This is a genomic window from Methylocapsa palsarum, assembly GCF_900114285.1.
Lineage (GTDB): Bacteria > Pseudomonadota > Alphaproteobacteria > Rhizobiales > Beijerinckiaceae > Methylocapsa > Methylocapsa palsarum.
On sequence record NZ_FOSN01000003.1, the window covers coordinates 202,524 to 227,896 of the forward strand.

24 protein-coding genes, 2 tRNA genes and 1 pseudogene are annotated in these 25,373 nt (G+C 63.4%); 16 read left to right on the top strand and 11 right to left on the bottom strand.

Going from position 1 to position 25,373, the window contains the following annotated elements; all coding sequences use genetic code 11:
- Positions 1 to 8: 8 nt before the first annotated feature.
- Positions 9 to 1,067, bottom strand: coding sequence for a GDP-mannose 4,6-dehydratase (gene gmd, locus BM177_RS05535; RefSeq protein ID WP_091679646.1), 1,059 nt, complete (start codon positions 1,065 to 1,067; stop codon positions 9 to 11).
- Between the two features lie 172 nt (positions 1,068 to 1,239).
- Entirely contained in the window at positions 1,240 to 3,528 is a 2,289-nt protein-coding gene (locus BM177_RS05540) for an NADP-dependent malic enzyme (protein ID WP_091679444.1), read from the bottom strand.
- A gap of 167 nt (positions 3,529 to 3,695) precedes the next feature.
- Here BM177_RS05540 and panC point away from each other — a divergent pair, with 167 nt between their 5' ends.
- From panC to BM177_RS05560, 5 genes are read left to right on the top strand one after another with little or no spacing between them, the layout of a single operon-like run.
- On the top strand, positions 3,696 to 4,559 hold the full coding sequence (gene panC / locus BM177_RS05545) for a pantoate--beta-alanine ligase (protein ID WP_091679447.1): 864 nt from the start codon (positions 3,696 to 3,698) through the stop codon (positions 4,557 to 4,559).
- A gap of 35 nt (positions 4,560 to 4,594) precedes the next feature.
- Complete coding sequence (locus BM177_RS05550; protein WP_244532131.1) at positions 4,595 to 4,924, top strand: acylphosphatase; 330 nt, start codon at positions 4,595 to 4,597, stop codon at positions 4,922 to 4,924.
- Between the two features lie 40 nt (positions 4,925 to 4,964).
- Positions 4,965 to 6,206 (top strand): cytochrome P450, encoded by a 1,242-nt coding sequence (locus tag BM177_RS05555; protein ID WP_091679453.1) that lies wholly within the window; start codon positions 4,965 to 4,967, stop codon positions 6,204 to 6,206.
- Between the two features lie 25 nt (positions 6,207 to 6,231).
- The gene (locus tag BM177_RS19945) at positions 6,232 to 6,375 is read left to right on the top strand and encodes a hypothetical protein (protein WP_175492509.1); all 144 of its coding nucleotides are present in this window, start codon (positions 6,232 to 6,234) and stop codon (positions 6,373 to 6,375) included.
- Positions 6,372 to 7,367: an ion channel gene (locus BM177_RS05560; RefSeq protein ID WP_091679456.1), complete on the top strand. Its 996-nt coding sequence runs from the start codon at positions 6,372 to 6,374 to the stop codon at positions 7,365 to 7,367. Before BM177_RS19945 ends, BM177_RS05560 begins: the two co-directional genes overlap by 4 nt.
- A gap of 6 nt (positions 7,368 to 7,373) precedes the next feature.
- Here BM177_RS05560 and BM177_RS05565 read toward each other — a convergent pair whose 3' ends face one another.
- The 4 genes from BM177_RS05565 to BM177_RS05580 all read right to left on the bottom strand — a co-directional run bounded on the left by BM177_RS05565 (position 7,374) and on the right by BM177_RS05580 (position 10,900).
- Positions 7,374 to 8,435 (bottom strand): RluA family pseudouridine synthase, encoded by a 1,062-nt coding sequence (locus BM177_RS05565; protein WP_091679459.1) that lies wholly within the window; start codon positions 8,433 to 8,435, stop codon positions 7,374 to 7,376.
- A 50-nt stretch (positions 8,436 to 8,485) separates the two neighbouring features.
- On the bottom strand, positions 8,486 to 9,694 hold the full coding sequence (locus BM177_RS05570; RefSeq protein ID WP_091679461.1) for a low temperature requirement protein A: 1,209 nt from the start codon (positions 9,692 to 9,694) through the stop codon (positions 8,486 to 8,488).
- 81 nt (positions 9,695 to 9,775) lie between these two features.
- Positions 9,776 to 10,708, bottom strand: coding sequence for an efflux RND transporter periplasmic adaptor subunit (locus tag BM177_RS05575; RefSeq protein WP_091679651.1), 933 nt, complete (start codon positions 10,706 to 10,708; stop codon positions 9,776 to 9,778).
- Positions 10,709 to 10,826: 118 nt separating this feature from the next.
- Positions 10,827 to 10,900 (bottom strand) — tRNA-Cys (locus BM177_RS05580).
- Positions 10,901 to 11,115: 215 nt separating this feature from the next.
- Between BM177_RS05580 and BM177_RS05585 the strand changes: the two genes are divergently transcribed.
- From BM177_RS05585 to BM177_RS05595, 3 genes are all read left to right on the top strand, one after another.
- Positions 11,116 to 11,191, top strand: a tRNA-Asn gene (locus BM177_RS05585).
- A 280-nt stretch (positions 11,192 to 11,471) separates the two neighbouring features.
- Positions 11,472 to 11,693 carry a GCG_CRPN prefix-to-repeats domain-containing protein gene (locus BM177_RS05590; protein ID WP_091679464.1) on the top strand — a complete coding sequence of 74 codons (222 nt, stop codon included), beginning with the start codon at positions 11,472 to 11,474 and terminating at the stop codon, positions 11,691 to 11,693.
- A gap of 536 nt (positions 11,694 to 12,229) precedes the next feature.
- Positions 12,230 to 13,555 carry an OmpA family protein gene (locus tag BM177_RS05595; protein ID WP_091679469.1) on the top strand — a complete coding sequence of 442 codons (1,326 nt, stop codon included), beginning with the start codon at positions 12,230 to 12,232 and terminating at the stop codon, positions 13,553 to 13,555.
- Positions 13,556 to 13,718: 163 nt separating this feature from the next.
- Here BM177_RS05595 and BM177_RS05600 read toward each other — a convergent pair whose 3' ends face one another.
- Together BM177_RS05600 and BM177_RS05605 are read right to left on the bottom strand one after the other, a co-directional pair.
- Positions 13,719 to 14,105 (bottom strand): PRC-barrel domain-containing protein, encoded by a 387-nt coding sequence (locus BM177_RS05600; protein WP_091679474.1) that lies wholly within the window; start codon positions 14,103 to 14,105, stop codon positions 13,719 to 13,721.
- Positions 14,106 to 14,338: 233 nt separating this feature from the next.
- Positions 14,339 to 14,512, bottom strand: coding sequence for a DUF1328 domain-containing protein (locus tag BM177_RS05605; protein ID WP_091679477.1), 174 nt, complete (start codon positions 14,510 to 14,512; stop codon positions 14,339 to 14,341).
- Between the two features lie 214 nt (positions 14,513 to 14,726).
- Here BM177_RS05605 and BM177_RS05610 point away from each other — a divergent pair, with 214 nt between their 5' ends.
- Positions 14,727 to 15,368: a cadmium resistance transporter gene (locus tag BM177_RS05610; RefSeq protein WP_139223520.1), complete on the top strand. Its 642-nt coding sequence runs from the start codon at positions 14,727 to 14,729 to the stop codon at positions 15,366 to 15,368.
- A gap of 9 nt (positions 15,369 to 15,377) precedes the next feature.
- On the opposite strand, the gene purN is transcribed toward BM177_RS05610, so the two are convergent.
- Positions 15,378 to 16,037 carry a phosphoribosylglycinamide formyltransferase gene (purN, locus tag BM177_RS05615; RefSeq protein WP_091679485.1) on the bottom strand — a complete coding sequence of 220 codons (660 nt, stop codon included), beginning with the start codon at positions 16,035 to 16,037 and terminating at the stop codon, positions 15,378 to 15,380.
- Positions 16,034 to 17,098 carry a phosphoribosylformylglycinamidine cyclo-ligase gene (gene purM, locus BM177_RS05620; RefSeq protein WP_091679488.1) on the bottom strand — a complete coding sequence of 355 codons (1,065 nt, stop codon included), beginning with the start codon at positions 17,096 to 17,098 and terminating at the stop codon, positions 16,034 to 16,036. Before purM ends, purN begins: the two co-directional genes overlap by 4 nt.
- A 293-nt stretch (positions 17,099 to 17,391) precedes the next feature.
- Here purM and mog point away from each other — a divergent pair, with 293 nt between their 5' ends.
- From mog to BM177_RS05635, 3 genes are read left to right on the top strand one after another with little or no spacing between them, the layout of a single operon-like run.
- Entirely contained in the window at positions 17,392 to 17,937 is a 546-nt protein-coding gene (mog, locus tag BM177_RS05625; RefSeq protein WP_091679491.1) for a molybdopterin adenylyltransferase, read from the top strand.
- Positions 17,938 to 17,952: 15 nt separating this feature from the next.
- Positions 17,953 to 20,481, top strand: a complete 2,529-nt coding sequence (locus tag BM177_RS05630) for a circularly permuted type 2 ATP-grasp protein (protein WP_091679494.1) — start codon at positions 17,953 to 17,955, stop codon at positions 20,479 to 20,481.
- Positions 20,478 to 21,368, top strand: coding sequence for a transglutaminase family protein (locus BM177_RS05635; RefSeq protein ID WP_091679497.1), 891 nt, complete (start codon positions 20,478 to 20,480; stop codon positions 21,366 to 21,368). Before BM177_RS05630 ends, BM177_RS05635 begins: the two co-directional genes overlap by 4 nt.
- 4 nt (positions 21,369 to 21,372) lie before the next feature.
- On the opposite strand, the gene BM177_RS05640 is transcribed toward BM177_RS05635, so the two are convergent.
- Positions 21,373 to 21,792, bottom strand: coding sequence for a VOC family protein (locus BM177_RS05640; RefSeq protein WP_342028892.1), 420 nt, complete (start codon positions 21,790 to 21,792; stop codon positions 21,373 to 21,375).
- 175 nt (positions 21,793 to 21,967) lie between these two features.
- Here BM177_RS05640 and BM177_RS20495 point away from each other — a divergent pair, with 175 nt between their 5' ends.
- The 4 genes and pseudogenes from BM177_RS20495 to mscL form a co-directional block, all read left to right on the top strand.
- Positions 21,968 to 22,663: a glutathione S-transferase family protein gene (locus tag BM177_RS20495; RefSeq protein ID WP_091679499.1), complete on the top strand. Its 696-nt coding sequence runs from the start codon at positions 21,968 to 21,970 to the stop codon at positions 22,661 to 22,663.
- Between the two features lie 20 nt (positions 22,664 to 22,683).
- Positions 22,684 to 23,868, top strand: coding sequence for a tRNA epoxyqueuosine(34) reductase QueG (gene queG, locus BM177_RS05650; RefSeq protein WP_425284371.1), 1,185 nt, complete (start codon positions 22,684 to 22,686; stop codon positions 23,866 to 23,868).
- Positions 23,865 to 24,740, top strand: a complete 876-nt coding sequence (locus tag BM177_RS05655) for an SDR family oxidoreductase (RefSeq protein ID WP_091679502.1) — start codon at positions 23,865 to 23,867, stop codon at positions 24,738 to 24,740. The genes queG and BM177_RS05655 overlap by 4 nt, the downstream gene beginning before the upstream one ends.
- 117 nt (positions 24,741 to 24,857) lie before the next feature.
- A pseudogene (gene mscL / locus BM177_RS05660) lies at positions 24,858 to 25,295 on the top strand (large conductance mechanosensitive channel protein MscL); the annotation flags it as partial.
- Between the last annotated feature and the right edge of the window lie 78 nt (positions 25,296 to 25,373).

Here is a 25,373-nt window from a genome sequence, read left to right on the forward strand (position 1 = left end):
TCGCTCCCCTAAACCCGGCCGCGCTGCTTCATCACGATGAGGTCGCTCGCGACCATATCCGAGACGAGCTGGGGAAATGTCGTCGTATGTTTCCAGCCGAGCTTGTGGAACGCTTTTGTCGGATCGCCAAGAAGCAGATCGACTTCCGTCGGCCGGAAATAGCGGGCGTCGATTTCGACAAGGCACCGTCCGGTCTTGGCGTCGAACCCGCGTTCGGCGACGCCTTCGCCTTTCCATCCGATGATAATCCCGATCTCGGCGAAAGCGCGCTCCACGAATTCGCGGACCGTGTGGGTTTCGCCCGTGGCGAGGACATAATCGTCGGCCTCGTCCTGCTGCAGAATGCGCCACATGCCGTCGACATAATCGCGGGCGTTGCCCCAGTCGCGTTGGGCGTCGAGATTGCCGAGGAAAAGCTTGTCCTGAAAGCCAAGGTGGATGGCGGCGACCGCGCGGGTGATCTTGCGGGTGACGAAGGTTTCGGCCCGCGTCGGCCCCTCATGATTGAAGAGGATGCCGTTCGAGGCGTGCATGCCGTAGGCTTCGCGGTAGTTCACGGTGATCCAATAGGCGTAGAGCTTGGCCGCCGCATAGGGAGAGCGCGGGTAGAATGGCGTCGTCTCGCTTTGCGGAACCGCCTGCACCTTGCCGTATAGTTCCGACGTCGACGCCTGGTAAAAGCGGGTCTTTGCGCCGAGATTGAGAATCCGGATCGCCTCCAGAATGCGGAGGGTGCCGATCGCGTCGGAATTGGCGGTGTATTCAGGCGTCTCGAAACTCACCTGGACGTGACTTTGCGCGGCCAGGTTGTAAATCTCGTCCGGCTGAACCTCCTGGACGATTCGAATCAGATTGGTCGAGTCGGTCAGATCGCCATAGTGCAGGAAAAAATCGACGTCCGCCTCGTGCGGGTCGTGATAGAGGTGATCAACACGGTCGGTGTTGATGAGCGACGATCGCCGCTTCACGCCATGCACCACGTAATTCTTGGAAAGCAGAAGTTCGGCGAGCAATGCGCCGTCCTGGCCTGTAACCCCGGTAATCAATGCTGTTTTTTTTGATGTCATTCGCGACAAAAGCCTTTTCTCGCTTGAACCGACGCGGATATGGCCGCGATTTGTGCGCTGCGACAAGCTTAACAGAAAAGGATTCTGATGGCCAGACGCGCGCGCGTTTTCTTCTGGGCCCGTTTGATGGCGCGAGGGGTTCGCCGCCCGCGGCTATTCCCCCGCCCAGGCCTCAATAGGGACCCGGAGCGCCTTGGGCCTCCGCGACCGAGAACGCGGTCATATTGACAATTCCGCGAGTCGTCGTCGAGGGCGTCAGAATATGCGCCGGCTGGGCGGCGCCGATCAGGATCGGGCCGACCGGAAGCGCGTCGGCCATGACCATGGTCATCGTATAAGCGATATTCGCCGCATCGAGATTGGGCATGACGAGGACGTTGGCCTCGCCCTTCAGCCGCGAAGACGGCAGAACCTGCTCGCGAATGGGTTGCGACAGGGCGGTCCCGGCCTGCATCTCGCCGTCGACCTCGAGATCGGGCGCGGTCTTGCGCAAGATGAGCAGCGCGGCGCGCATTTTGACGGCGGAGGGCGTGTCGTCGGATCCGAAGTCAGAATGCGAGACGAGCGCGATCTTCGGCTCCAGCCCGAACCGGCGGACGTGGTGGGCGCACATCAAGGTCGTTTCCGCGATTTCGGCGGCGGTCGGATCGTCGCGCACATGCGTGTCGGTCAGGAAAAGCGCGCCCTTCGAGGTGATGATCAGGCTCATCGCGGCGAAGTCCGTCGCGCCGGGCAGCAGACCGATCACGTCGCGGATGTGGTTGAGCCGCGATTTGAACCTCCCGTCGAGGCCGCACAACATCGCATCGGCGTCGCCGCGCTTCACCGCAATCGCCGCGATCACGGTCGAATTGGTGCGCACCAGCGTCCGGGCGGCGTCGGGCGTGACGCCAAGTCGCCCGGCGCAATCGAGATAGGTCGCAACATAGTCGCGGTAGCGCGGATCGTCTTCGGGATCGACGAGTTCGAAATCCTTGCCCGCGCGCACCGACAGGCCGAACCTTTCGAGGCGCTTGTCGATGATGCCGGGACGCCCGATCAGGATCGGCTGAGCGAGCCCTTCCTCGACGATCGTCTGGACGGCGCGAAGCACCCGCTCGTCCTCGCCGTCCGCGTAGATGACGCGTTTCGGTTCGATCTTGGCCGCCTGCATCAGCGGCTTCATGATGAACCCGGAGCGGAACACAAACCGCGTCAGGCTTTCTTCATAGGCCGCGAAGTCCTGGATCGGCTTTTTCGCGACGCCGGTCTCCATCGCGGCTCTCGCGACGGCGGGCGCGATCCGCAGGATGAGGCGGGGATCGAAGGGCGAGGGAATCAGGCTGTCCTTGCCATAGCTTCGGCTTTCTCCGCCATAGGCCTTGGCGACAACGTCCGAAGGCGGCTCGTGCGCAAGCAGCGCGATCGCCCGCACGGCGGCGATTTTCATCGCCTCGTTGATGGTCGAGGCGGCGACGTCGAGGGCGCCGCGGAAAATATACGGAAAGCAAAGGACGTTGTTCACCTGATTTGGATGATCGGAGCGCCCGGTGCAGATCATCGCGTCGGGACGCGCGGCGCGCGCTTCGCCCGGCTCGATTTCGGGCGTCGGATTGGCGAGCGCCATCACGAGAGGCCGCTCGGCCATCTCCTTCACCATCTCGGGCTTCAGGATTCCGCCCGCCGACAGGCCGAGAAAAACGTCGGCCCCGCCTATGACGTCGGCGAGCTTTCGGGCGTTGGTGTCGCGCGCGAAAGTCTCCATCCGGCTGTTCATCGACGGGCGCCCCTTGTAGACGACGCCGTCGATGTCGGTGACGAAAATGTTTTCGCGCCTCGCGCCGAGGTCCACCAGGAAATCGAGGCAGGCGAGCGCCGCCGCGCCCGCGCCCGAGGTGACGATCTTCGCGTTCTCGATTGATTTGCCGGCGAACTCCATCGCGTTGAGGAGCGCCGCGCCGACGATGATCGCCGTCCCGTGCTGGTCGTCGTGAAACACGGGAATCGACATGCGCTCGCGCAATTTGCGCTCGACCTCGAAACATTCCGGCGCCTTGATGTCCTCAAGGTTGATCCCGCCGAAACTTGGCTCCAGCGCGGCCACCATGTCGACGAGGCGGTCGATGTCCTTTTCCGCGATCTCGATATCGAACACGTCGATCCCGGCGAATTTCTTGAAAAGGACCGCCTTACCCTCCATCACCGGCTTGGCCGCGAGCGGGCCGATGTCGCCAAGGCCGAGCACGGCGGTGCCGTTGGTCACGACGGCGACGAGGTTTTGCCGCGCGGTCAGATCGCGGGCGGCGGCCGGATCGGCGGCGATCGCGAGGCAGGCGGCGGCGACGCCGGGCGTATAGGCGAGCGAGAGGTCGTGCTGCGTGCCGAGCGGCTTGGTCGAGCGGATTTCGAGTTTGCCCGGGCGCGGCCAGCGATGATAGGCGAGCGCGTCCGACGCCAAGTCCGACTTGATGGATTCGGCCATGATCAACCTTTCATTCGAACGCCTCGCATGATTACGCGGACCTCAACCCGAAGTCCACCGAGCGCGGGGCGAACGCGGGAGATCGCCAGCGCCGGCGGCTGGTCGCGGCGGCAGCTTGCGAAGGCCAGGACTAGTCATTAGAGGGACTGCAGGGAAGGCCTGTCAAAATGAACGAATTTTCCGCCGCAAGCCCCGCCCTGGCGCGAGACGTCGCGACCCTGCGAGCGCGGATCGCATCCTGGCGCGGGCAGGGCGAAAGGATCGCTCTCGTCCCGACGATGGGCGCGCTTCACGCCGGGCATGTTTCGCTCGTCCGCGAGGCGAGGAAACACGCGGGCCGGACCGTCATGTCGATTTTCGTCAATCCGACGCAATTCGCGCCGTCCGAGGATCTCAGCGCCTATCCGCGAACCTTCGAAGCCGACGCCGCGCTGTTCCGCGAGGCCGGCGGCGATCTTTTGTTCGCTCCGCAGCCGGCGGTCATGTACGGCGAGGGGTTCGCGACGAGGATCGAGGTCGGCGGTCCGGCCGCCGCCGGGCTTGAAGACCGGTTCAGGCCGACGCATTTTTCCGGCGTCGCCACGGTTGTCGCCAAGCTTCTCAATCAGTGCCGCCCCGATGTCGCGATCTTCGGCGAAAAGGACTACCAGCAGCTGAAGGTCGTCACGCGGATGGCGCGCGACCTCGACGTCGAGACGGCGATCATCGGCGCGCCGACAATCCGCGACCCCGACGGTCTGGCTCTTTCGTCCCGCAACGTGTATCTGTCCCCTCAGGAGCGTCGGCAGGCGCCGGCCCTGCATGGGGCCCTCGATCAATGCGCCGCGGATCTGAGGGCGGGCGAGAAGCTGGACGTCGCGCTTGATCGCGCCAGCGCCCGCGTCGCCGCCGCCGGCTTTGTGATTGATTATATCGAGGCGCGCCACGCCGAATCCCTCGCCCGCGTCGGCGCGCTCGCCGACGGTCCTGTCCGGCTCCTGGCGGCCGCAAGGCTTGGCAAAACGCGGCTGATCGACAATATCGCGGTATGATTCACTGGCGGGAATCAAAATCGGGCGCGGGGACGTTGAATATTGTAAACGACGAGAGCGATGCGAAGAAGACCGTCCGTGTCCTTATTGGAGGCCGGGTCCAGGGCGTCGGCTACCGGGCCTGGGTCCGGGCGGAGGCCGAGGCGCGCGGGATTGCAGGATGGGTCAGGAATTGCTCCAGCGGCGATGTCGAGGCGCTGTTTCACGGTCCAATCGAAGCTGTTGACGATTTCTGCTCAGCCTGCCGGCGAGGACCCTCGCAGGCGCGGGTCGACCGGGTTGATATCGAGGAAACGGACATGGGCAAGGAAACGGACATGGGCGACGTGTCCCACTCTCCCAAGCGTTTTGAAATCAGGTTTTAACGCGGCGCGCAGTCATGCGTTTGCGCAACAGGATGTGGCGATGACCAGCGGCAACCTCTTCGCGGACGTGATCGACCCCGCCGCTCGCCCCGATCCCTATCCGATCTATGCGCGCTTGCGGGAGACGCCCGTCGCGCGCCAGGACAACGGCATCTATGTGGTCAGCACATATGATGAAATCCGCGCCCTGTTGCTCGACTCCCGCCTGAGCTCAAAAGTTGTGCCGAAGCCGCAGCATGCAAAGACCGGGAACCTGTTCAAGGATTGGATCCTCAATCCGCTCCGGGCGCATATCGTCCACAATCATCGTTCGCTGGTCTTCCGCGATCCGCCGGAGCATGACGCCATGCGTCGGCATATTCTGGTTCAATTCACCCCGGCGCGGATGCAAAAAATCAAAATCCGCATTCACGAGATCGTCGATGAGCTCATCACAAAGATGCAGGGGCGCACGCGAATCGACCTTGTCGCCGATTTCGCCTATCCGCTGCCGGTCACGGTCATATGCGAACTCCTGGGCGTTCCTCATGAGGACGAGAAAAAGTTTCACGGCTGGTCCACCAGCCTTGTCGCCGGCCTCGACCCGGACCTGCATCTCAGCCAGGAAGCCAAGCAAAGGATCGCGGTCGACAATGATGCGATCAGCTCCTATCTCGCCGCGCTGATCCGCGCCAAGCGCAGAAATCCGGCGAACGATATCCTTAGCGGCCTTGCTACGCATAAGGACGAGAAGGCCGGAAAATTGCACCGGTTCGACATCATCTCGACCGCGGTGACGTTGCTTGTCGCGGGGCACGAGACGACGGTCAATCTCATCGCCAACGGTATGCTGACGCTGTTGCGCAATCCTGATGTTCTGGCGAAGCTGCGCGCCGATCCGGCCCTCGCGCCAAGGCTTGTCGACGAGATCTTGCGGTTCGAGCCTCCGGCGCAGTTTGTCAAGCGCAAGGCCCTCGAGGACATCGAGATCGCGGGCGAGCGCATCCCCAGGGACGCGCCCGTCGTTCTGTTGCTGGCGGCGGGCAATCGCGACCCGAAGCGATTCGAAAATCCCGAACGCTTCGATCCCGACCGCAAGAACAATCAGCATTTCAGCTTCGGCGCGGGCCTGCATTTTTGCATCGGCGCCGCGCTGGCGAAGAGCGAAGCCGAGGCGGCTCTGACCGCGCTCGCAAAGCGTCTCATTGCGCCAACGCTCGCCGCCGATCCGCCTCCCTATCGAGCCGGCGCCGCCCTGCGCGGTCCGCAGCATCTCTACGTCGATATCAAGGGCGTCGTCTGAATATTTCGTCGGAAGGAAAAATGGGATGCGCCGATCTGGTATTTTCATCATAGCCGGTCTTTTGCTCGTGTCGGTCGCGCTCGCCGGATGCGACAAGTGCGGCGAGCCGGTAAAGTTCAATACGCCGGGTCTACCCAACACCTGCTACGCCGTACCGCATGAGAAGTGAGCGGCGAAATCGTTCGTCTTTCGCGCCGCGCCGCCATGCTCCACCGGATTAGCGAGCGTCTGCGCGGCCTCAGGCCGAGCGCGCCGATGCGATCGGGACAGGATCGGCGCGGCGAACGCGGCGCGATGCGGATCGGTTCTTTCGGCGAAAGCGTCGTCATCAAGCGCGGCGTGTCGAAATACGATCTTCGCGATCCGTATCATGTCGCCATCGACCTGAGCTGGAAGGAATTCGGCCTGCTCTTTATAGGCGCCGAAATCGCGATCAATCTTGTCTTTGCTTTTCTCTACATGATCAATCCGGGCTGCATCGCCAACGCGCGGCCCGGCGCATTCTCGGACGCCTTCTTCTTCAGCATCGAGACTCTTGCGACCGTCGGATACGGTTTCATGGCGCCGGCGACCTTTTATGGGCACGCCGTTTCGGCGATCGAGATCGTAACGGGCATGGCCTTCACCGCGATCATGACCGGCCTGTTGTTCGTTCGCTTTTCGAGGCCACGCGCCAAAATCATATTCGCCGATCGGGCCGTCATCGCCACTCACAACGGCGCGCCGACCCTGATGTTGCGCATCGCCAATGGCCGGTTCACGTTACTCACCGGCGCGTCGGCTCAGCTCGGCGTGTTATTGCACGAAACCAGCGCCGAGGGACAAAGCTTCCGGCGGCTCAATTATCTGACGCTTTTGACGCCGAGCATCGCTCTGTTTCCTTTGACCTGGACCCTGATGCACGTCATCGATTCGTCGAGCCCTCTCCATGGTCGAGATGCGCAAGATCTCGCCAAGAACGACGCCCAGCTGTTTTTGACCCTCGAGGCGCGCGATGCGGCGCTCGGGGCCTCGGTTCATGATGTGCGCACCTACGGACACGCCGATCTTCTGTTCGGGATGCGATACGCCGACGCGGTTTCTGTCGACGAAAAAGGCCGCACCATCGCCGATCTCAGCCGGTTGAGTCTTGTTGAGCCGGACCTTGCGGCGCAGGTCTGATCCCAATCATTCCGGCGCGTCTTCAATAGGATCGTATTGTTTCGCGTCGAATCCGAAAAGGTCGAACGCCGCCTGCATATGCGCGGGCAGGGGAGCGGTGACGTCCAGGGTTCCGCCGCGCGGATGCGGCAGGACCAGCCGGCGCGCCAGGAGATGCAGCTTACGTTCGACGGCGTCGGGGATCGTCCGCAAAGGGTCGTTGCGGCCGGGATCGTTCCTTGGCTTGGAGCCATATTTCGGATCGCCGATGATCGGATGGCCGATCGCCTCGCAATGGGCGCGCAGCTGATGCGTTCGGCCGGTGATCGGCTTCAGCGAAAGCCAGGCCAGCCGCGGCGCCGCCTTGTCGACGATCGTGTAATAGGTGACCGAGTGGCGGGCGTCCTCGTCGCCATGGCTCGCGATGCGCATTTTTTCCATCGTCGCGCGCGCGTCTGGGCTGCGTGCGGACGGCTGGCCGGGGCGCGCGCTGTCCATGCCTTCGCCCTTGGCGAGATACAGCGAGATGCGCCCCTGCGGCGGCTTGGGCACCCCTTCGACCAGCGCCCAGTAGATCTTGCGGGCCTGACGCGAGCGGAAAACCGCGCCAAGATCAGCCGCGATCTTGCGCGTCTTGGCGACCAGAAGCACACCGGAGGTGTCGCGGTCGAGGCGATGCGCCAGCATGGGCCGGTCTCCCCTCTCGTTGGGCATGGAGGCCAGCATGCCGTCGATGTGGCGGGTCATGCCGGAGCCGCCCTGAACGGCGAGGCCGAACGGCTTGTTCAGCACCAGAATGTCCGCGTCCTCATACAGGATCATGTCGCGCAGGGCGCGCAGGTCGGATTGGGAAATCTCGGACTTCGGCGCTGCGGCGGGCGCGTCCAGCTTCAGGGGCGGAACGCGCACGCTCTGGCCTTTCGCCAGACGGGTCGCGGTTTTCACCCGGGCGCCGTCGACACGGACTTCGCCGGTGCGCACGATCTTGTTGAGATGCGAGAGGGAGAGCTGGGGCATGCGCCGCTTGAACCAGCGGTCAAGCCGCATGCCTTCTTCGTCCTCGTTCACTTCGAATGTCTGCACGCTCACGGAATGGCCTCGGCCTGAGAAAGGGTTGCGTCAACATTTAACACAGGCGGTCAATCGCCGCCGCCTCGAGAATCAAGCAGCGGCGCTGTTTGCGGCTTTCGCCGCAGCGAAATCCATTCCCAGGCTGAAACGACGATAAGGATCAAGCTCGTCTCGGCGCCAAGAGCGAGAATAGTCTGGGTTTTCGCCGCCAGCGCGAGCAGCGCCAGCATGACCAGACCGCCGATATGGGACAGCGGCGCGCGGTTGCGGACCGTCCGCTTGAACAGGAGAACGCCGAAGAGATAAATCAGCGGGCCGCCGACGATCACGGCGACGTCGCGGGTTTGCGGATGCGCCTCGGGATGACTGAGGACGATCTCGTCCGCGACCGCCGATACGATGATTCCTGCGACAATGAGCAGATGGATATAGGTGTAGGCCAACCGCGCCAGCCGGCCTGGATCAAAAGACGACGCGATCCTTGCGCTGCCCTCCTCGGCGCCGAGGTCGAAATAGATCCACCAGCTGGCGGCGGCCCCCGCGAAGGCGGCGGCGAAGGCCGCGGTCGTGGCGGGCGTCCAGGCGGCTTCGCCGAACGCTGCGCCGGTCACGAGCAATGATTCGCCGAGCGCGATGATGATGAACAGCGAACATCGTTCGGCGAGATGCGCGCCTTCGACATTCCAGTCGCGGGTCGAGGAGCGGCCGAGCAGCGGCGTCCAGAAGCCAAGCGAGGGGCCGGCGTATTCCACCGCCAGCGCCGCCGCGAAGAAGACGGGCCTGAGATCGTGGCGGGCGAGGCCGCCGGCGAGCCAGAACAGCCCGGACAGGGCGGCCCAAGAAGCGATGCGCTGGAAATTGAGCGTGTTGCCCGGGTCGGCGTCGCCGAGGGCCCAGAGCATGAACAAAGGCCGTCCGAGCTGCATGAAGACGTAAGCGGAGGCGAACGTGAAGCCGCGTCCTGCGAAGGCGTCCGGGATCGAAATCGAGAGGATCAAGCCCGCGAACATCAAGGCGAACAGGAGAAACCGGACAGGCGCCCTGTTAGGGTCGAGCCAGTTTGTCACCCAGGAGGTGTAGATCCAGACCCACCATACGGCGAGGAAGAGGATCAGGGTCTGAAGCGCGCCCGCGAGCGTCAGATTTTGAAGCAGCGAATGGGAGAGCTGGGTGACGGCGAACACGAAAACGAGGTCGAAAAAAAGCTCGATGGTCGTTACGGGCGTCGTCTCGCCCGCGCGTCTTGGCCTGAGGAGGCTGCTGTTTTGTTTGGGCATAGAAGATCAATCGCCGTTTGAAACGCCGTGGCGCGTGTCCGAAGCAACGTCTTATCGGATTAACGCTTGAGAGCGCCAATGTCAGGGCATCGGCCGGACAAGGTCGCCTTCACGCAGAAAGGAGCCCGCCCGCACGACGACGACGTCGCCCGCCGCGAGCCCGTCGGTGATTTGCGCGTCGAGGCCCTGGAACAGTCCGACATTGACGCGCCTCGTCTCGATTTTGTTGTCGCGCACCACCTGAACAATCGCCCCTTGCGGTCCGTAAAGAACCGCCGACAGAGGCACCGACGCGCCGCAGCTTTGTCCCAGGTCGATCGAGGCGGTCGCGAATGCGCCCGGGCGAGCGGACGTCGCCCCGCGGATCTGGATCCGGGCGTGGCCGATCTGGGTCATCGGATCGATTTCGGGAAGAATGATCCGCACGGTCCCGGCGGTTTGCGACGAATCGAGCATTTCGATCCGCACCGTTTGCTCGGGTTTGATCTTTGGCAGGGCGTCCCGCGGCAGGCCGACCAGAAGTTCGAGTTCGCCGTCGCGCACAATGCGGAACAGAGGCTCTCCGCGTGCGGACGCCGGCATGCCGACTGCGAGCTGGCGATAAAGCAACGTCCCCTTGGCGGGAGAGGTCAGCGTGGCCTTGGCCGGCGTCCCCGGCAGCCAGTCGGGCCGGGCCAACTGGGCGAGCGGCTGACCGGCGTTCACTGAAGCGCCGTCCTCGGCGAGAAGAGCCGTGACGAGGAGACCCTCCCATTCGGGCCGGACCAGAACCTCCTCGCGCGGGACGATCAAGCCGCTCAATTGCAAGGCGTCGAGGAAGCAGGCGTTTTTCGCCTTGATGACGCTCACCGCCATGCTTTCGGAAGCGGGGGGGGCTTGCGGCGCGAGCTTCGAATCAGGCGCGGGGTTCGCCGCGGCGGCCGCGCTGGCGGCGGGCAGAGCCGCAAGGAGGACCAGCGCCGCGAATCGTGCGGATCGCGTCCCATTTCGCGCGGCCGGAAAAAATCTGCTCATGGTGACGTCACCGGACAGCACGCCGGCGTCCAGGCCCTTCTCGAGTTTCGCGTTTTGACGATCGCGCAGAGCGCTAAAGAGGAGAGTGCTCAAGAGAAAGAGGAGAGTGCTAAAGAGATGGAGGCCTCGCCCGGAATCGAACCGGGATACAAGGATTTGCAGTCCTCTGCGTAACCACTCCGCCACGAGGCCTCCGTCGCGACGAGCCGTCTGCCAGCGCGAATTAGCCTATAGCAAAGGAAGCCGCGTCCGCGCAAGAAATGTTCATAGACCGGCGCCTGCGGGCTCATTTGAGGCGCGAGCCGGGGGGCAAGCGGGGAAAAGCAAAGCCCTCCCGCAATTCACGCTTTGCAAAGGCGGCACAAGCTTGCTATATGCGCCCCTCGTCCGCACCAAGTCGCGCGCGATCCCTGATAGCTCAGTTGGTAGAGCAATCGACTGTTAATCGATTTGTCGCAGGTTCGAGTCCTGCTCAGGGAGCCAAACCTTGTTCGACAAGATCCGCTAGCGGATCATAATTCAGCGAAAACAAAGGCTTGTCGCCGGTGCGCAGTCCTCCCCCGCTGGCGGCTTTCGCGCTTCGTTGCCGCGACGTTAAAACCTAACATGAAAAGAATCTGCTTTCGGCCGCCAACGAAAGGCAAACCATCCGTCAGGATTGACGGCGGGCGTCATGAAGATTACTTTTATTCATAAGCTATCATTTATCAAATACGATCGCTGCCCAGAATCAAAAATCGCATTTGCCCATGGGGAGGCAGTCATGAAAAAGCTTTCCGCCGCGCTGCTCGGAGCTCTGATTTTTTCCGCCACCCTCTTGTCGGTGGTCGCCCCTGCATCCGCGCTGGGCGGCTGCGGTCCGAACCGTCATCGCAATGCGTGGGGCTATTGCGTCTACGGCGGCCAAAATCAAAACTGGTGCCTGAGAACAACGGGCCATACCGCCACTCGCATGCCCGATGGCACACTGCGCTGTTTCAGGTGAGGCCTTTACCGCGCGTCTTGACGCGCGTGCGTGCGCCCCAAGCGCTCGAAATGATCCAAGGGTCCTTGACGCCTGTTCGATAAGACCTGCTCGATAAGATCTGCTAAGTCGCGTTCGCCGCGCAATCGACTGTCGACAATGGTGCGCCGGTCCCGCATTGACCCGGCGTCGCGATGTAAACAATCACAGAACCCTTAAGGCGCGCGCATGCGCTTCATGTTGTGCTTGTGCTCGCAAGCCCATGGGCGCTCGCGAGCCGCGCCGTAGCGAACAATCGTTGTTGCCGCCGGCGGCGTTGAGGATGCGCGGTTGTCGAAGGGCGGCTTGAGGGTCTGGCTCGAACGCTGCCTTCATCGGCGATCTGAATCACGTTGAGCGTGGCCAATGAACCGCCGCGCCGCAGTTGCCGCAGCCGCCAAAGCGATTTATCGATGATTCAGCCGCGGCGCGCGTCGGGTTTGCGCGACGCGTTTCGAAGAAGAGCTTTCCGACATCGCTGAAGCAAAAATGAATATAAAGCTCAGGAGGAAAACAATATGGCGCTTTTCGATACGCTCGTCAGTGATATCGCCGGTCGATTTGGGCTCGGCGCAAACGCCGCTCCCCTGGTGCGGGAGGTTCTCAAACTGGTGGTCGGAACGCCTGGCGGCTTGATCGGATTTCTAGACAAGTTGCAAGCCTCCGGGCTTGGCGCTGAGGTCGCGTCCTGGCTCGGCAGCACAAATCCGGCTCCTCTGGCGGACGGTCAGCTTGAGCGTGTTCTGGGCCAGTCCGTCTTTAGCGGAATTGCGAACAGGCTGGGCCTTGTCCCATCCGTGGTCTCGGCTGCGGTCGGATATGTTTTGCCAAAGTTGATCGGCGCGCTCACGCCCGGCGGCGCTATTCCCTCGAGCCTGCCCGAGGAAGTGACGAAATTCCTCTCTGCGCCAAGCGCCACGGCGCCGGCTCCACGGAGCGAGTCGCTTATCGTCGAGCCCGCCGCGAGACGTGAAACTGTTGCGCCGGAGCGCCAGCGGCGATTGTCTGAGGTTCCGCCGAGACCCGTCGAAATCATTCGCGAGGAGCCGAGGAAACCTGCCCCCTGGCTATGGCCGGCGATCGCCGCCGCAGGCGTTGTGGCGCTTGGAGGCATGATCTATTCACAACAGGAAGCGCCGGCGCCCGAAACGCCGGCGGTCTCCGAAGCGACTGACTCGCAACCAGCGCCGGTGACGCCAGCGCCAAACGCCTTGGCGAACGCAGAACCACCGGCTGTTGCGCCCGAGGCCTCTGAAACGAAAACCGTTGAAACACCCGCCGCTGAAACTCCGGCCTCCGAGACTCCCGCAGAGACCCAAGCCTCCGAGACTCCCGCAGAGACCCAAGCCGCCGAGACTCCAGCCGTGGTGAGCCCCGCCCCGGAAAACGTCGCGGCCGCAGCGGCCGCGAGCGCCGCCGAGATGGCGGCCGCAGCGAACGCAAAGGCCTCGGAGGCCCTGACCTCACTGAAAAAAGGCTTCGGCGCAAAAGATCTCGTTGGCGTTCTCAACCTTTCGATCATCAACTTTCCAACCGCCGGCTTCGAGGTTCCTCCGACCGAAAAAGGATTGTTGCTGAGCGCCGCCGCCAGGATCAAACAACTCAACCCGAAAACCGTGCTGGAAGTCGCCGGGCATACCGACAATACAGGTGATGAATCAGCGAATCTGGCTTTATCCCAGAAGCGAGCCGAGGCGGTGCGCAAGGCGTTGATCGCCGCGGGCGTGCGTCCGTCGGCGCTGGTGGCGAAGGGATACGGAAGCTCGAAACCTGTCGAGCCTAACGATACCGAAGAGGGCCGTTTTCACAACAGGCGCATCGAGTATCGCGTAGTCAAATCGTAGGGGCGACGTCAAATCATAGGAGTAAGCGCCAACCTGCCGGATGTGCAAGCGACGACTTCCAACAGTGGCGGCTTTCCACTTCAGTTTTAGCGAGCGGCAATCTGCGCAAAACACGGCAAGCGGCCAAGGGGCCGCTTGCCGCCTGCATGGCGGGGACGAAATTTCAGAGTATCGTCTTGCCGTAATAATCGTCGATTTCCCCGCCATATCCGGCGGACCATTCAGGCGTTTCGTTCTGATGGAACGCCGGTCCTTGCTTCAGTCGATCGGGAGAAATATCGACCACATAACCGCCGAACTGTTCATTGTATTTCAGAACATTCCAGGGTAGTGGGTGGTAATCTTCGCCGATGCCGAGGAAGCCGCCGAAGGCCATGACTGCGTAGGCGACTCTTCCGGTCATCTTGTCAATCATGACATCGTAGATTGAGCCCAGCGATTCGCCGTCCGGATTGTATATATTCGTTCCGTTGACTTTGCTCGCGGCGATAAGATTTCCATGTTCAGACTGAGCCATGTCTGTCGACGTCGTTCCAGCGTATTGTCCCATGACGAAACTCCGTAAGTGCGAAACATAGTTCCTAAACAGCGAGACAGGGCTCCGGTTCGCGCCACGCTTTAGCGCGTCTGAAAAATACTTTGCTTTGGACGTTTTTTGCTTGGGACGTTCACAGAAGAAGTTCAGAAGCGCCGACCAACAAAATCTGGGCGGCGGCATGTAGACAAAATTACGGCTGACTCCCCGAAGAGGGGGCCAGCCGTAAAACTAGCGTTTTGCGCGCTTCATACTCGTCGCATCATTCCGGCGATGAGCGACACGACGAAGAGCACGATCGCAACCCAGAACAGAATCTTCGCTCCTTCCATCGCGGTTCCCGCGACGCCGCCAAAACCCAGAAAGGCCGCGATCAAAGCAACAACAAGAAAGACGATTGCATAGTGAATAAGGTTACCCATCTGGCGTTTCCTTTAAAAAAGGCCACTCGTAAAAAGGCCGCTCGTACCGGGCAAACGCGAGCGGCATTTCGAAGTTCCGCCGCTCTTGAGCTTCATCGACGACCCTCGAAGCGGGCGCCATTGACCGCTGGAGCAATCCAAAATACGAGCCTTAACCTTGGCAAGGTCGTTGACGGCGGGACGGGTGGTCTCGCAGACAGGAACGGACGAAAACATGAGCGCGTCTTTTTCCTGGCAGTACTGGATCGAGGCGTTCTGCGTCGCAAGCATGTCCGCGACGTCCTATGTTTCGACCAATCTCGACAATCTCGTGGTCATTTCAGCCTATGGCGCGCGTCCGGGCTACAGGCCGTTTTTTGTCAAGCTGACCTTCGTCGCCGTTTGCTTGATGGTTCTGAGCGTGAGTTACGCCCTCGCCAAGGCGGCGGACGCGCTTCCAGCCTATGACCTCCGCTACCTTGGCCTTATCCCGATGGCGCTTGGCGCTTATCAGATCGTGGGGCTGGTCATGCGCCGGGGCGCCGATGATGACGAGACGACCGAAGCCGAGGCCAAGGCCGCGATCGGTTTCTCCGCTTATTTTGGTTTCGCGCTTGTTTTGCTCGCGAACAGCAGCGACAGCGTCAGCGTCATGACTCCGCTTTTCGCCGATCTGAAATCAGCGTTCGTCCTCGAGTGTTTCGCGACGGCGGTGGTGGCCGCCATCCTCATGGGTTCGCTGGCGGGCGCGCTTGGCCGGCATCCTTTGGCGCGGGTTTATCTCGAAGCCTTCGCAAAATGGATTTTGCCGTTCGTCCTCATCGCGATCGGCGCGCTGATTTTCGTGGAAGCGCCGTCGGATATTTTCGTCGGCTGAGATTGGCGCTTAAATCTCGGGGGGCACCCGCAAAGGCGGGCAATCGACCTCGGCTTCGCCGGCGAACACGCGGTTGCCCTTGATCGTCAATCGGCCTCCCGCAGCGCGCGCCAGCGCGGCCGGATAAATGATGTGTTCCTGCTCCAGGACGCGGCGGGCGAGGCGCTCGGGCGTGTCGGACTCAAACACAGGAACCGCCGCCTGAGCGACAATCGGACCTTCATCCAATGCGGGGACCACGAAATGCACCGTGCAGCCGTGGATCTTCACGCCGTCGGCCAAGGCGCGTTCATGAGTGTCGAGGCCGCGATAGGCGGGCAGCAGAGCCGGGTGAATGTTCAGCATCCGCCCGCGCCATTGCGAGACAAACCACGGCGTCAACATCCGCAGGAAGCCCGCAAGGCAGATGAATTCAATTCTGTGCAGGTCGAGAAGAACCTGCATCGAGCGTTCGAATTCCTCGCGTCCGGCGAAAATCTTGTGATCGACGGCCGCGCTCGAGACGCCATTGTCCCGAGCGAACGCGAGGCCTTCCGCGTCCGGCCGGTTCGACAGCACCAAAACGATTTCGGCCGGAAACGAGGGCGCCCGCGCGGCCTCGATCAAGGCTCTCATGTTTGATCCGCGCCCGGAAATCAAAATAGCCGTCCGCGCGCGCCTCGCCGTCAAAGCCCGAGCGCTCCCCTGTAGACGACCTGCGAGTCGCCGGCGCGGGCGGCGATCTCGCCAAGTTCGATCGGCGCTTCGCCGGCTTCGGTCAGCGCCCGCACGACGTCGGCGGCCTTGCTTCTCGCGGCGATCACAACCATGCCGACGCCGCAGTTGAACGTGCGGAGCATCTCGGCCTCGCTCGCGCCGCCGCTTGCGGCGAGCCAGCGAAAGACCGGCGGGACGGGGATCGCGGGCAAATCGATGACGCAGGCGAGGTCCGTGGGCAAAACGCGCGGGAGATTGTCCGGAAATCCGCCCCCGGTGATATGGGCGAGAGCCTTGATCCCATCATTCTGACGCAACGCGAAGAGGATCTGTTTGACATAGATGCGGGTCGGCGTAAGCAGCGCCTCGCCAAGCGTCATCGACGGATCGAACGGAGCGGGCGCGCGCCAGTCGAGAGCCGCGTTGGCGACAATCTTGCGGACCAGCGAGAATCCGTTGGAATGCACGCCCGAGGAGGGCAGGCCAAGGATCCGATCTCCCGCTTCGAGGTCGCGGCGCGGGAGCAGGCGGTCGCGCTCGACCGCTCCCACCGCAAATCCGGCGAGATCGTAATCTGCGCCCTGGTAATGCCCCGGCATTTCGGCGGTCTCGCCGCCGATCAGCGCGGCCCCGGCCTCGACGCAGCCTTTCGCAATGCCGCGCACGACCTCCGCCGCGGCCTTCGGATCGAGCTTGCCCGCGGCGTAGTAATCCAGAAAAAACAGCGGCTCCGCGCCTTGCACGACGAGGTCGTTGACGCACATCGCGACAAGATCGACGCCGATGGTGTCGTGAACGCCGGTCTCGATCGCGATCCGGACCTTGGTCCCGACGCCGTCGTTCGCGGCGACGAGAATCGGATCGCGGAAGCCCGCGGCCTTCAAATCGAATAGGCCGCCGAAGCCGCCGATTTCAGCGTCGGCTCCGGGGCGCCTTGTCGCGCGCACAAGCGGCCTGATCGACTCGACCATGGCGTTGCCCGCGTCGATATCGACGCCTGCGCCGGCGTAGGTGAGGCCGTCCTTTTTGGTCATCTTGATCCTGTCGGGTGATCGCAAAGGGCTAACGCCTCGCGCGGCGCGAGGCAAGACAGGCGTAGCGATTGGGTGTCGTGAGAGGCGTCAAATGTGCTCGTGGCGCTTGCATCCGGACGATTGAGGGAAAACCGTGCCTAGAAAAGCGGACTTTCATGCCCGTTTTTCAGCCGGACAGAGTTGATCGGCTCAAATATCAGGCTGGCTGGGGCGAAAAGCGGCGCTGAAGGTTCACAAAGCCTTTTCAATTCGTTAAGCTTCCCCTCAGTGGCGTAGGCGGTCAAAGGCGGACAATGACGGAGGAGGCGAAGCGCGCGGCCACTATCGGAGTGGTGACGATTTCCGATCGCGCCAGCATTGGCCTTTACGAAGATCAGAGCGGCCCGGCGATCATCGCCTATCTCAGCCGCGTGCTGACCAGCCCTTTCCATATTGTCCGGCGGATCATCCCGGACGGGTTTGACTCCGTCCGCGACGCCTTGATCGGATTGGCCGACGACGAACATTGCGATCTGATCTTGACGACGGGCGGCACGGGACCTGCTCCGCGCGACCTCACGCCGGAAGCGACGCTGGCGGCGGCCCCACGCGTCCTGCCCGGATTTGGCGAACTCATGCGCCAGGAGAGCCTGAAACAGGTTCCGACCGCGATCCTGTCGCGTCAGATCGCGGCTCATCGCGGAGCCTGCCTGATCATCAACTTGCCGGGCAAGCCGGCGTCCATCGAGACATGCCTTAACGCCGTCTTTCCAGCGACGCCTTATTGTCTCGATCTCATCGGCGCCGCCCGGCTCGAAACCGACCCGTTGATCCTGAAATCGTTCCGGCCGAAGCAATAGAATCGAAGATTCCGCATGCCCCTCACCGCGACCCCCCCGGATAAGGAGCTGACCGCGGCGCAGCGCCTCGCTGCGTTCGCCGCAGGCTACAAACCGCTCGAGGGCATCCCCGATGAGTTCATCGGCGCCGACGGGCGCCCGAGGCCGCATTGGCTGCGATACCTCGACCTGCTGACCGATATCGGCGAGGAGGACATCGGCCGCCGGTTCGCGGCGGCGGACAAGCATATCAAGGACTCGGGCGTCTCCTACCGCGTCTACGGCGACGCCAGCGAGCGGACCTGGCCGCTGAGCCATGTGCCGCTCCTGATCGAAGCCGACGAATGGCGCGACATCGCACAGGGGGTCGAACAGCGCGCGCGGCTGCTGGAAATGGTTCTGGAGGACGTTTACGGCGACGGCCGGCTGATCGCGGCCGGGGATCTGCCGGCGGCGGCGGTGACCGGCTGCCCGGACTTTCTGCATCCTCTTTATGGAATCAAGCCCGTCGGCGGCAAATTTCTGCACGTCTACGCCGCCGACCTCGGACGAGGTCCGGACGGACGCTGGTGGGTGATCGGCGACCGCACGCAGGCCCCCTCGGGCGCCGGCTACGCTCTCGCCAATCGGCTCGTCCTGTCGCGCGCATTCCCGGCGCTCTACCGCGACATGAACATCGAGCGGCTGGCGCCGTTCTTTCAGGCGTTCCGGTCCGGCCTGACCTCGGCGGCGCAGCGGTCCAACCCGCGCATTTGTCTTTTGACGCCGGGGCCTCTCAGCGAAACCTATTTCGAACAGGCCTATCTCGCGCGCTACCTCGGTTTTCTTCTCGTCGAGGGCGGCGACCTCACGATGCGCGACGGCAAGATCCATGTGCGAACGATCGCGGGACTAAAGCGCGCCGACGTGATCTGGCGGCGCATCGACAGCGATTTCGCCGACCCTCTCGAACTCAACGCCCGTTCGCGTCTCGGCGTGCCGGGGCTTGTCGAGGCCTTGCGGCAGGATGGCGTCGTGCTCGCCAACGCGCTGGGATCGGGCGTGCTCGAGGCCCCGGTGATGATGAGTTTCATGCCGAAACTCTGCAGGAAGCTGCTTGGCGAGGATCTCCGGCTGCCCAATATCGCGACTTGGTGGTGCGGCCAGGAAAGCGAACGCAAGGACGTCCTCGCCGGCATCGACAGGCTCGCCATCGCCGGAGCCTTTGGCAATCCCGTTCTCGAATTTTCGAGCAATCAGCCGGTGATCGGGGCCGCCCTTACGCCCAACGAGAAGGCCCGGCTGTCCACCGCCATTTCGCGTCGCGGAATCGATTTCGTCGGTCAGGAAGTGGTCAATCTGTCGACGACGCCGATCTGGAGCAACGGCAAGCTCACGCCGCGGCCGTTCGTCCTGCGCGTCTACGCCGCCCGGACGCAGGATGGATGGACGATCATGCCCGGCGGCTTTTGCCGGATTTCCGATCGCGCCGACGCGCGCGCCGTCTCGATGGGCGAGGGGGTCCAATCGGCCGATGTCTGGGTCGGCGCCGACAAGCCGGTCGAAATGGTCACCCTCCTGCCGACCGATGAAACGGTCCGCATCCGCCGTATCATGGGCACTTTGCCGAGCCGCGCCGCCGACAATCTGTTCTGGCTCGGCCGTTACCTCGAGCGCGCGGAAGCGACCTTGAGGGTTATTCGCTGCCTGGCCGGCCGCGCCATCGAGACCGACGCCCAGACCGCCAACAAGGGATTGACCCGTTCGAAGCTCGCCGGCCTGCTGGTTTCCTGGCATGCGGCGCCGGAGGAGGACGACGACGATGGCGACTCCATCGACCCGCTGAGCGTCGCGGCGCTCGCGCTTCACAGCGAGAAGGAATACGGCTCCGCCCTTTCGCTCGTCCGTGACGCCCGGCGCGCCGCCTCGGTCATCCGCGAGCGCCTCTCGCCCGACGCCTGGCGCCTCATTGGCGATCTCAACCAGGCGCTGGAGACGAACGGCGCGACGCTGACCGAGGCCGAGGTGTTCGATCACGCGGACGCCGCGATGCGGACGATCGCCGCGATTTCGGGCCTTGCGCAGGAAAACATGAACCGAGGCGCCGGCTGGCGTCTGTTCGACACCGGGCGGCGGGTCGAGCGCGCCATCAACGTCTGCCGCTTCGCCCGCCATTTCGCCAGCCGCGTCGCGCCCGCCGACGATCTCGACGTCCTGCTCGACCTCATCGATTCGCAGATCACCTACCGCTCGCGCTATCTGATGGGCGTCGCGCTGGCGCCGGTCCGCGACATGGTGGTGCTGGATCCGTTCAATCCGCGTTCGGTCGCGTTCCAGACCGAGCGGCTGCAGGAGCATCTCGAGAATTTGCCGGTGCTCAGCGACGACGGCATGCTGGAGGCGCCGCGGCGCCAGCTGATGAAGCTCGCGGCGGAAATCGCGACCGCCGTCGCATCGACTCTCGACAACGACAGAATTTTAGGGTTCGAGAAAAGCCTTTTGCGTCTCGCCGACGCGATCGCCGCGCGCTATTTCCTGCAAGGGCCGCATGTGGCGCACGCCGACAAATCGACGGGGCTCGCATGATCTACGATGTCCGCCATGTCACGACCTATGAATACGGCTCGACCGTAACCTTCTCGCATTGCGCGCTGCGGCTGCTGCCCAACGACGCGCCGGGACAGACGGTGCTCTCGAGCGAGCTCAGCGTCGATCCCGAGCCCTCGCAGATCGAGGAGCGGATCTGTTTTTTCGGCAATCGCGTGACCTCGCTGACGATCAGCGCCGAGCATCAGGAGCTGATCGTCACGGCGAGGACCAGTCTCGAGATCGACCGCGCGCCGGCGCCCGCGCCGGACTCGACGCTATCCTTCGAGGCGGTCCGTGAGCAGGCCTTCGACACCGAGTCGCTCGACAAGGACTCGCCCGCGCATTTTCTGCATCCGAGCCGTTTCGTGCCGAGGTTCCAGCCGGCGGCGGACTACGCCAAGACCTGCTTTCTCGACGGCCGGCCGGTTCTCGCCGGCGCGGTCGAACTGATGCGGCGCATCCGCGCGGATTTCAAATACGACACCAAGGCCACGGTGGTCTCGACGCCGATCTGGGAGGCGTTCGAGAAGCGCCGGGGCGTGTGTCAGGATTTCGCCCACATCATGATCGCGGGCCTGCGCGGGCTCGGCCTGCCCGCCGCCTATGTCAGCGGCTACATCCGCACCATCCCGCCGCCGGGCAAGAAGCGGCTCGAAGGCGCCGACGCCATGCACGCCTGGGTGTCGGTGTGGTGCGGCGGGGACGCCGGCTGGATCGACCTCGATCCGACCAATTCGATGATGATTGGCAACGACCACATCGTGCTCGCGAAAGGGCGCGACTACGCCGACATTTCTCCCGTGGCGGGGATCATTCTGGGCACCAGCGAACAGGATGTGGATGTGCAGGTCGATGTGGTGCCGCGCGAGCCGGCGGAGGTTTGAGGGATCAATCGGTTGACGGCGGCTCATGGCGACAAACGGCAAGCTTGTTGCCGTCAGGGTCTCTGAAATAAGCCCCATAATAATGCAAGTGATACCACGGCCTTGGTCCAGGCGCGCCCTCGCATGTCCCACCGTTCGCGATCGCCGCTTTATGGCATGCGTCGACGGAGGCTCTGCTTGGCGCCAGCAATGCGATCATCTGTCCATTTCCAGCCGAAGCGGCACCGCCGTCGTAAGGAGGGCCGATAAGGAACAGCGGCCTCTCGGCGTCGCATGGACGCCAGCCGGCCCACGGCTTTTCGGCCTCGATGAACTTGAGCGTCAGACCAAGCTCTTTGAAAATGGCCGAATAAAAAACAAATGAACGATCGAAATCGCTTACGCCGATATGAACGTGGGAGATCATCTCACTGAGGATAAACATTGCTCTGACTTAAGCAATGTTTTCGTCTCGTGCGGCGCCGTCCGAACAGCCGCGCAACGCTCGGTCCTCTTAACGAAGTCTTTACCTTAAACTGGGAAGTCTTCCCCTTAAACTGGGAAGCCTTCGCGTCATGTCTCCGCGTCCGCCTGATCCTTCCTCCCGAACCCGAAGCTGAATGATCACGCTCTATCATCATCCGCTCTGCCCGCATTCGCGCTTCGTCAGGCTGCTGCTTGGGGAATACACGATCGAGCCGACGCTGATCGAGGAAAACGTCTTCGAGCGGCGGCGCGAGTTCCTGATGCTCGATCCCTCGGGCCAGACGCCGGTCCTCGTCGAACATCAGACCATCGTCGCGCCGGGCGCCAATGTGATCGCCGAATATCTCGACGAGACGCGCGGCCAGTCTCTCGGCCGGCACCGGTTGCTGCCGCAGGATCCGATCGCGCGGATCGAGGTGCGCCGCCTCGCCGACTGGTTCGGGCAAAAATTCTTCAGCGAGGTCACCGACTGGCTGGTCACCGAAAAGATCTATAAACGTTACATCCCGCGCGAGCGGGGCGGCGGCGGCGCGCCGGACATGGAGCTGGTGCGGGCGGCGCGGGCGAACATCCGCACCCATCTGCGCTACATCGGCTATCTCGCGGGCAGCCGCAAATGGCTCGCGGGCGATCTCCTGTCGCATGCCGATCTGGCGGCCGCGGCGCAGCTTTCGTGCATCGACTTTCTGGGCGACGTGCCATGGGACGAGAACGAAACGGCAAAGCTCTGGTACGCCAGGGTGAAGTCGCGCCCCTCGTTCCGTCCGCTGCTGGCGGACCGTCTGCCGGGCCTCGCCCCCTCGCCGATCTACGCGGACCTCGATTTCTGACCCCCGCCTTCAAGGCGCGGCTGCAGGACAAGGCTCTTTCTCTCGGCTTTGACGTGTGCAAGATCGCGCCGCCGCAGGCGCCTGAGGGCGCTCCCGCCCGGCTCGACGCCTGGCTGCTTTCGGGCGCTGCGGGCGACATGGACTGGATGGCGGCCGAACAGGCGCGACGCGCCGATCCGCGCGTCCTCTGGCCGGAGGTCGAAAGCATTATCGTCGTCGGCATGAACTACGGCCCGCCCGACAATCCGCTGGCGGCGCTGGAGCACAAATCCGCCGGCGGAATTTCGGTCTATGCGCGCCATCGCGATTACCACGACGTCCTCAAGGGAAAACTCAAGCTGCTCGCCTCCTGGTTCGCCTCGGCCGCGCAACGCGACGGGATGAACGGGGCGGAGGTGAAAGTCTTCGTCGACACCGCGCCGGTGATGGAGAAGCCGCTGGCGCAGGCGGCGGGCCTTGGCTGGCAGGGCAAGCACACCAATCTCGTCTCGCGCGAGCTTGGGTCGTGGCTCTTTCTCGGCTCGATGTTCACCAATCTGGCGCTCGCCCCCGATCCGCCGGAGGCGGACCATTGCGGCCATTGCCGCGCCTGTCTCGACAGCTGCCCGACCGGGGCTTTCCCGCGTCCGTACGTTCTCGACGCGCGGCGCTGCATCTCCTATCTGACGATCGAGCACAAGGGCCATATCGGCGCGGAGTTGCGCCCGCTGATCGGCAACCGGATCTACGGCTGCGACGATTGCCTCGCGGTCTGCCCGTGGAACAAATTCGCCGAGGCCGCGCGGGAGGCGAAGCTGCAGGCGCGGCCAGAGCTTTGCGCGCCGCCGCTGGCCGATCTGCTCCGCCTTGACGACGCCGCTTTTCGCACGTTCTTTGCGGGGAGCCCGATCAAACGAATCGGCTCCGCGCGATTCCTGCGCAATGTTCTGATCGCGGCCGGGAACTCGGGCGAATCTTCGCTGATCGAGCCGGTCGCGGACAAGCTTGCGGCCGCCTCGCCGCTGGTGCGCGCCATGGCCGTCTGGGCGCTGGGGCGGCTGGTTTCGCCTGAGCGCCTGCGCGAATGGGCGCGGGCGCAGCGGGCGCAGCGGGCGCGGGAGCAGGATGGTGCTGTCGCGGCCGAATGGAGCCTGGCGCTCGGTCCCGGGGTGGGCGCCTGCCTGACTTTCGACGCGACTGAACCGGAAGACAAAAGGCCGTCATGAAGCTCTTCGCGTTTGGACTTGGGTATAGCGCCCTGTTTTTCATCTCCCGCCACGGCGCGGCGTTCGATTCCATCGCCGGGACCGCGCGCACGGCGGAGAAGTTCGACGAGTTCGCCGCCGGGGGCGTCGAGAGCTTCGTCTTCGGGCCGGAGAAGGAAGATCCGGCCGTCGCGCAAAGGCTGGCGTCCGCCGACGTCATTCTCGTCTCGATCCCGCCCGGCGTCTCGGTCGATCCCGTGCTCGCCCGGTTCGGCCACAAGATCGCCAGCCTGCGCCGCCAGCAGACGATCGTCTATCTCTCCACCATCGGCGTCTACGGCGACCGTGGCGGAGGATGGGTGGACGAAACGATCATTCCGGCGCCCTCGTCCCCGCGCTCGCGGGCGCGGCTGCAGGCCGAGCGGTCGTGGGCCGCGATGAGCAAGGAGAAGGACAAGAAGGTCCATATTCTGCGCCTCGCCGGGATCTACGGCCCCGGCCGCAACGCGCTTTTGAATCTGCGGGCGGGAACGGCGCGGCGGATCGTCAAGGAGGATCAGGTCTTCAACCGCATCCATGTCGAGGATATCGCCCGCGCCATCGGCGCCGTGCTGGCGCATGAGGGAAGCGGCGGCGTCTGGAACGTCAGCGACGACGCGCCCGCCCCGCCGCAGGATGTCGTCTCCTTCGCGGCGATGGTGATGGGGATCGAGCCGCCGCCGGAGGTCGATATCGCGTCGGCGGACATGAGTCCGATGGCGCGCAGCTTCTATTCCGAGAACAAGCGGGTCTCGAACGCCAAGCTCAAACAGGCGCTTGGCGGTGAGCTGACCTATCCGACCTACAGGGTCGGCTTGCAGGCGCTCTGGGAGGCCGGGGAGGGGCGGGAGTGAGCGCCGGAAAGTGACCGCAGGAAAGTGACGCAGGCAGCGTCGACGGCTGTCGGCGGGCGGAGAAATCCATTATGTAACCGCAGGCCGCGCCTTTTTGTCGCGCGACGGAGGCAGAACATGGAAAAGATACTTCAGGAATTCAAAGAATTCGCCATGAAGGGCAACGTCGTCGATCTCGCTATCGGCGTCATCATCGGCGCCGCCTTCGGCGCCATCGTCACCTCGCTCGTCGGCGACATCATCATGCCCCTCATCGGCGCCGCGACCGGGGGCCTCGATTTCTCCAATCACTTCATTCCCCTGTCCAAATCCGTGACCTCGCCGGTCCTGGTCGAGGCGAAGAAACAGGGCGCCGTCATCGGCTGGGGCAATTTCGTCACCGTGGCGTTGAACTTCCTCATCATCGCCTTCGTCCTGTTTCTCGCCGTGCGCGGGATCAACAGTCTGAAGAAACGGTCCGAGGCGGCGACGCCCGCGGCCGAGCCGACAAAGTCCGAAGTTCTGCTGGCGGAAATCCGCGACGCGCTTGCGGCGAAAAGCGGCGCGGCGGCGTCCTCGCCTTCGTCCTCGCCGGCGCGCGCCGAACTGCTTCTGGAAGAAATCCGGGACGCGCTCGCCAAGAAGTGATTTCAA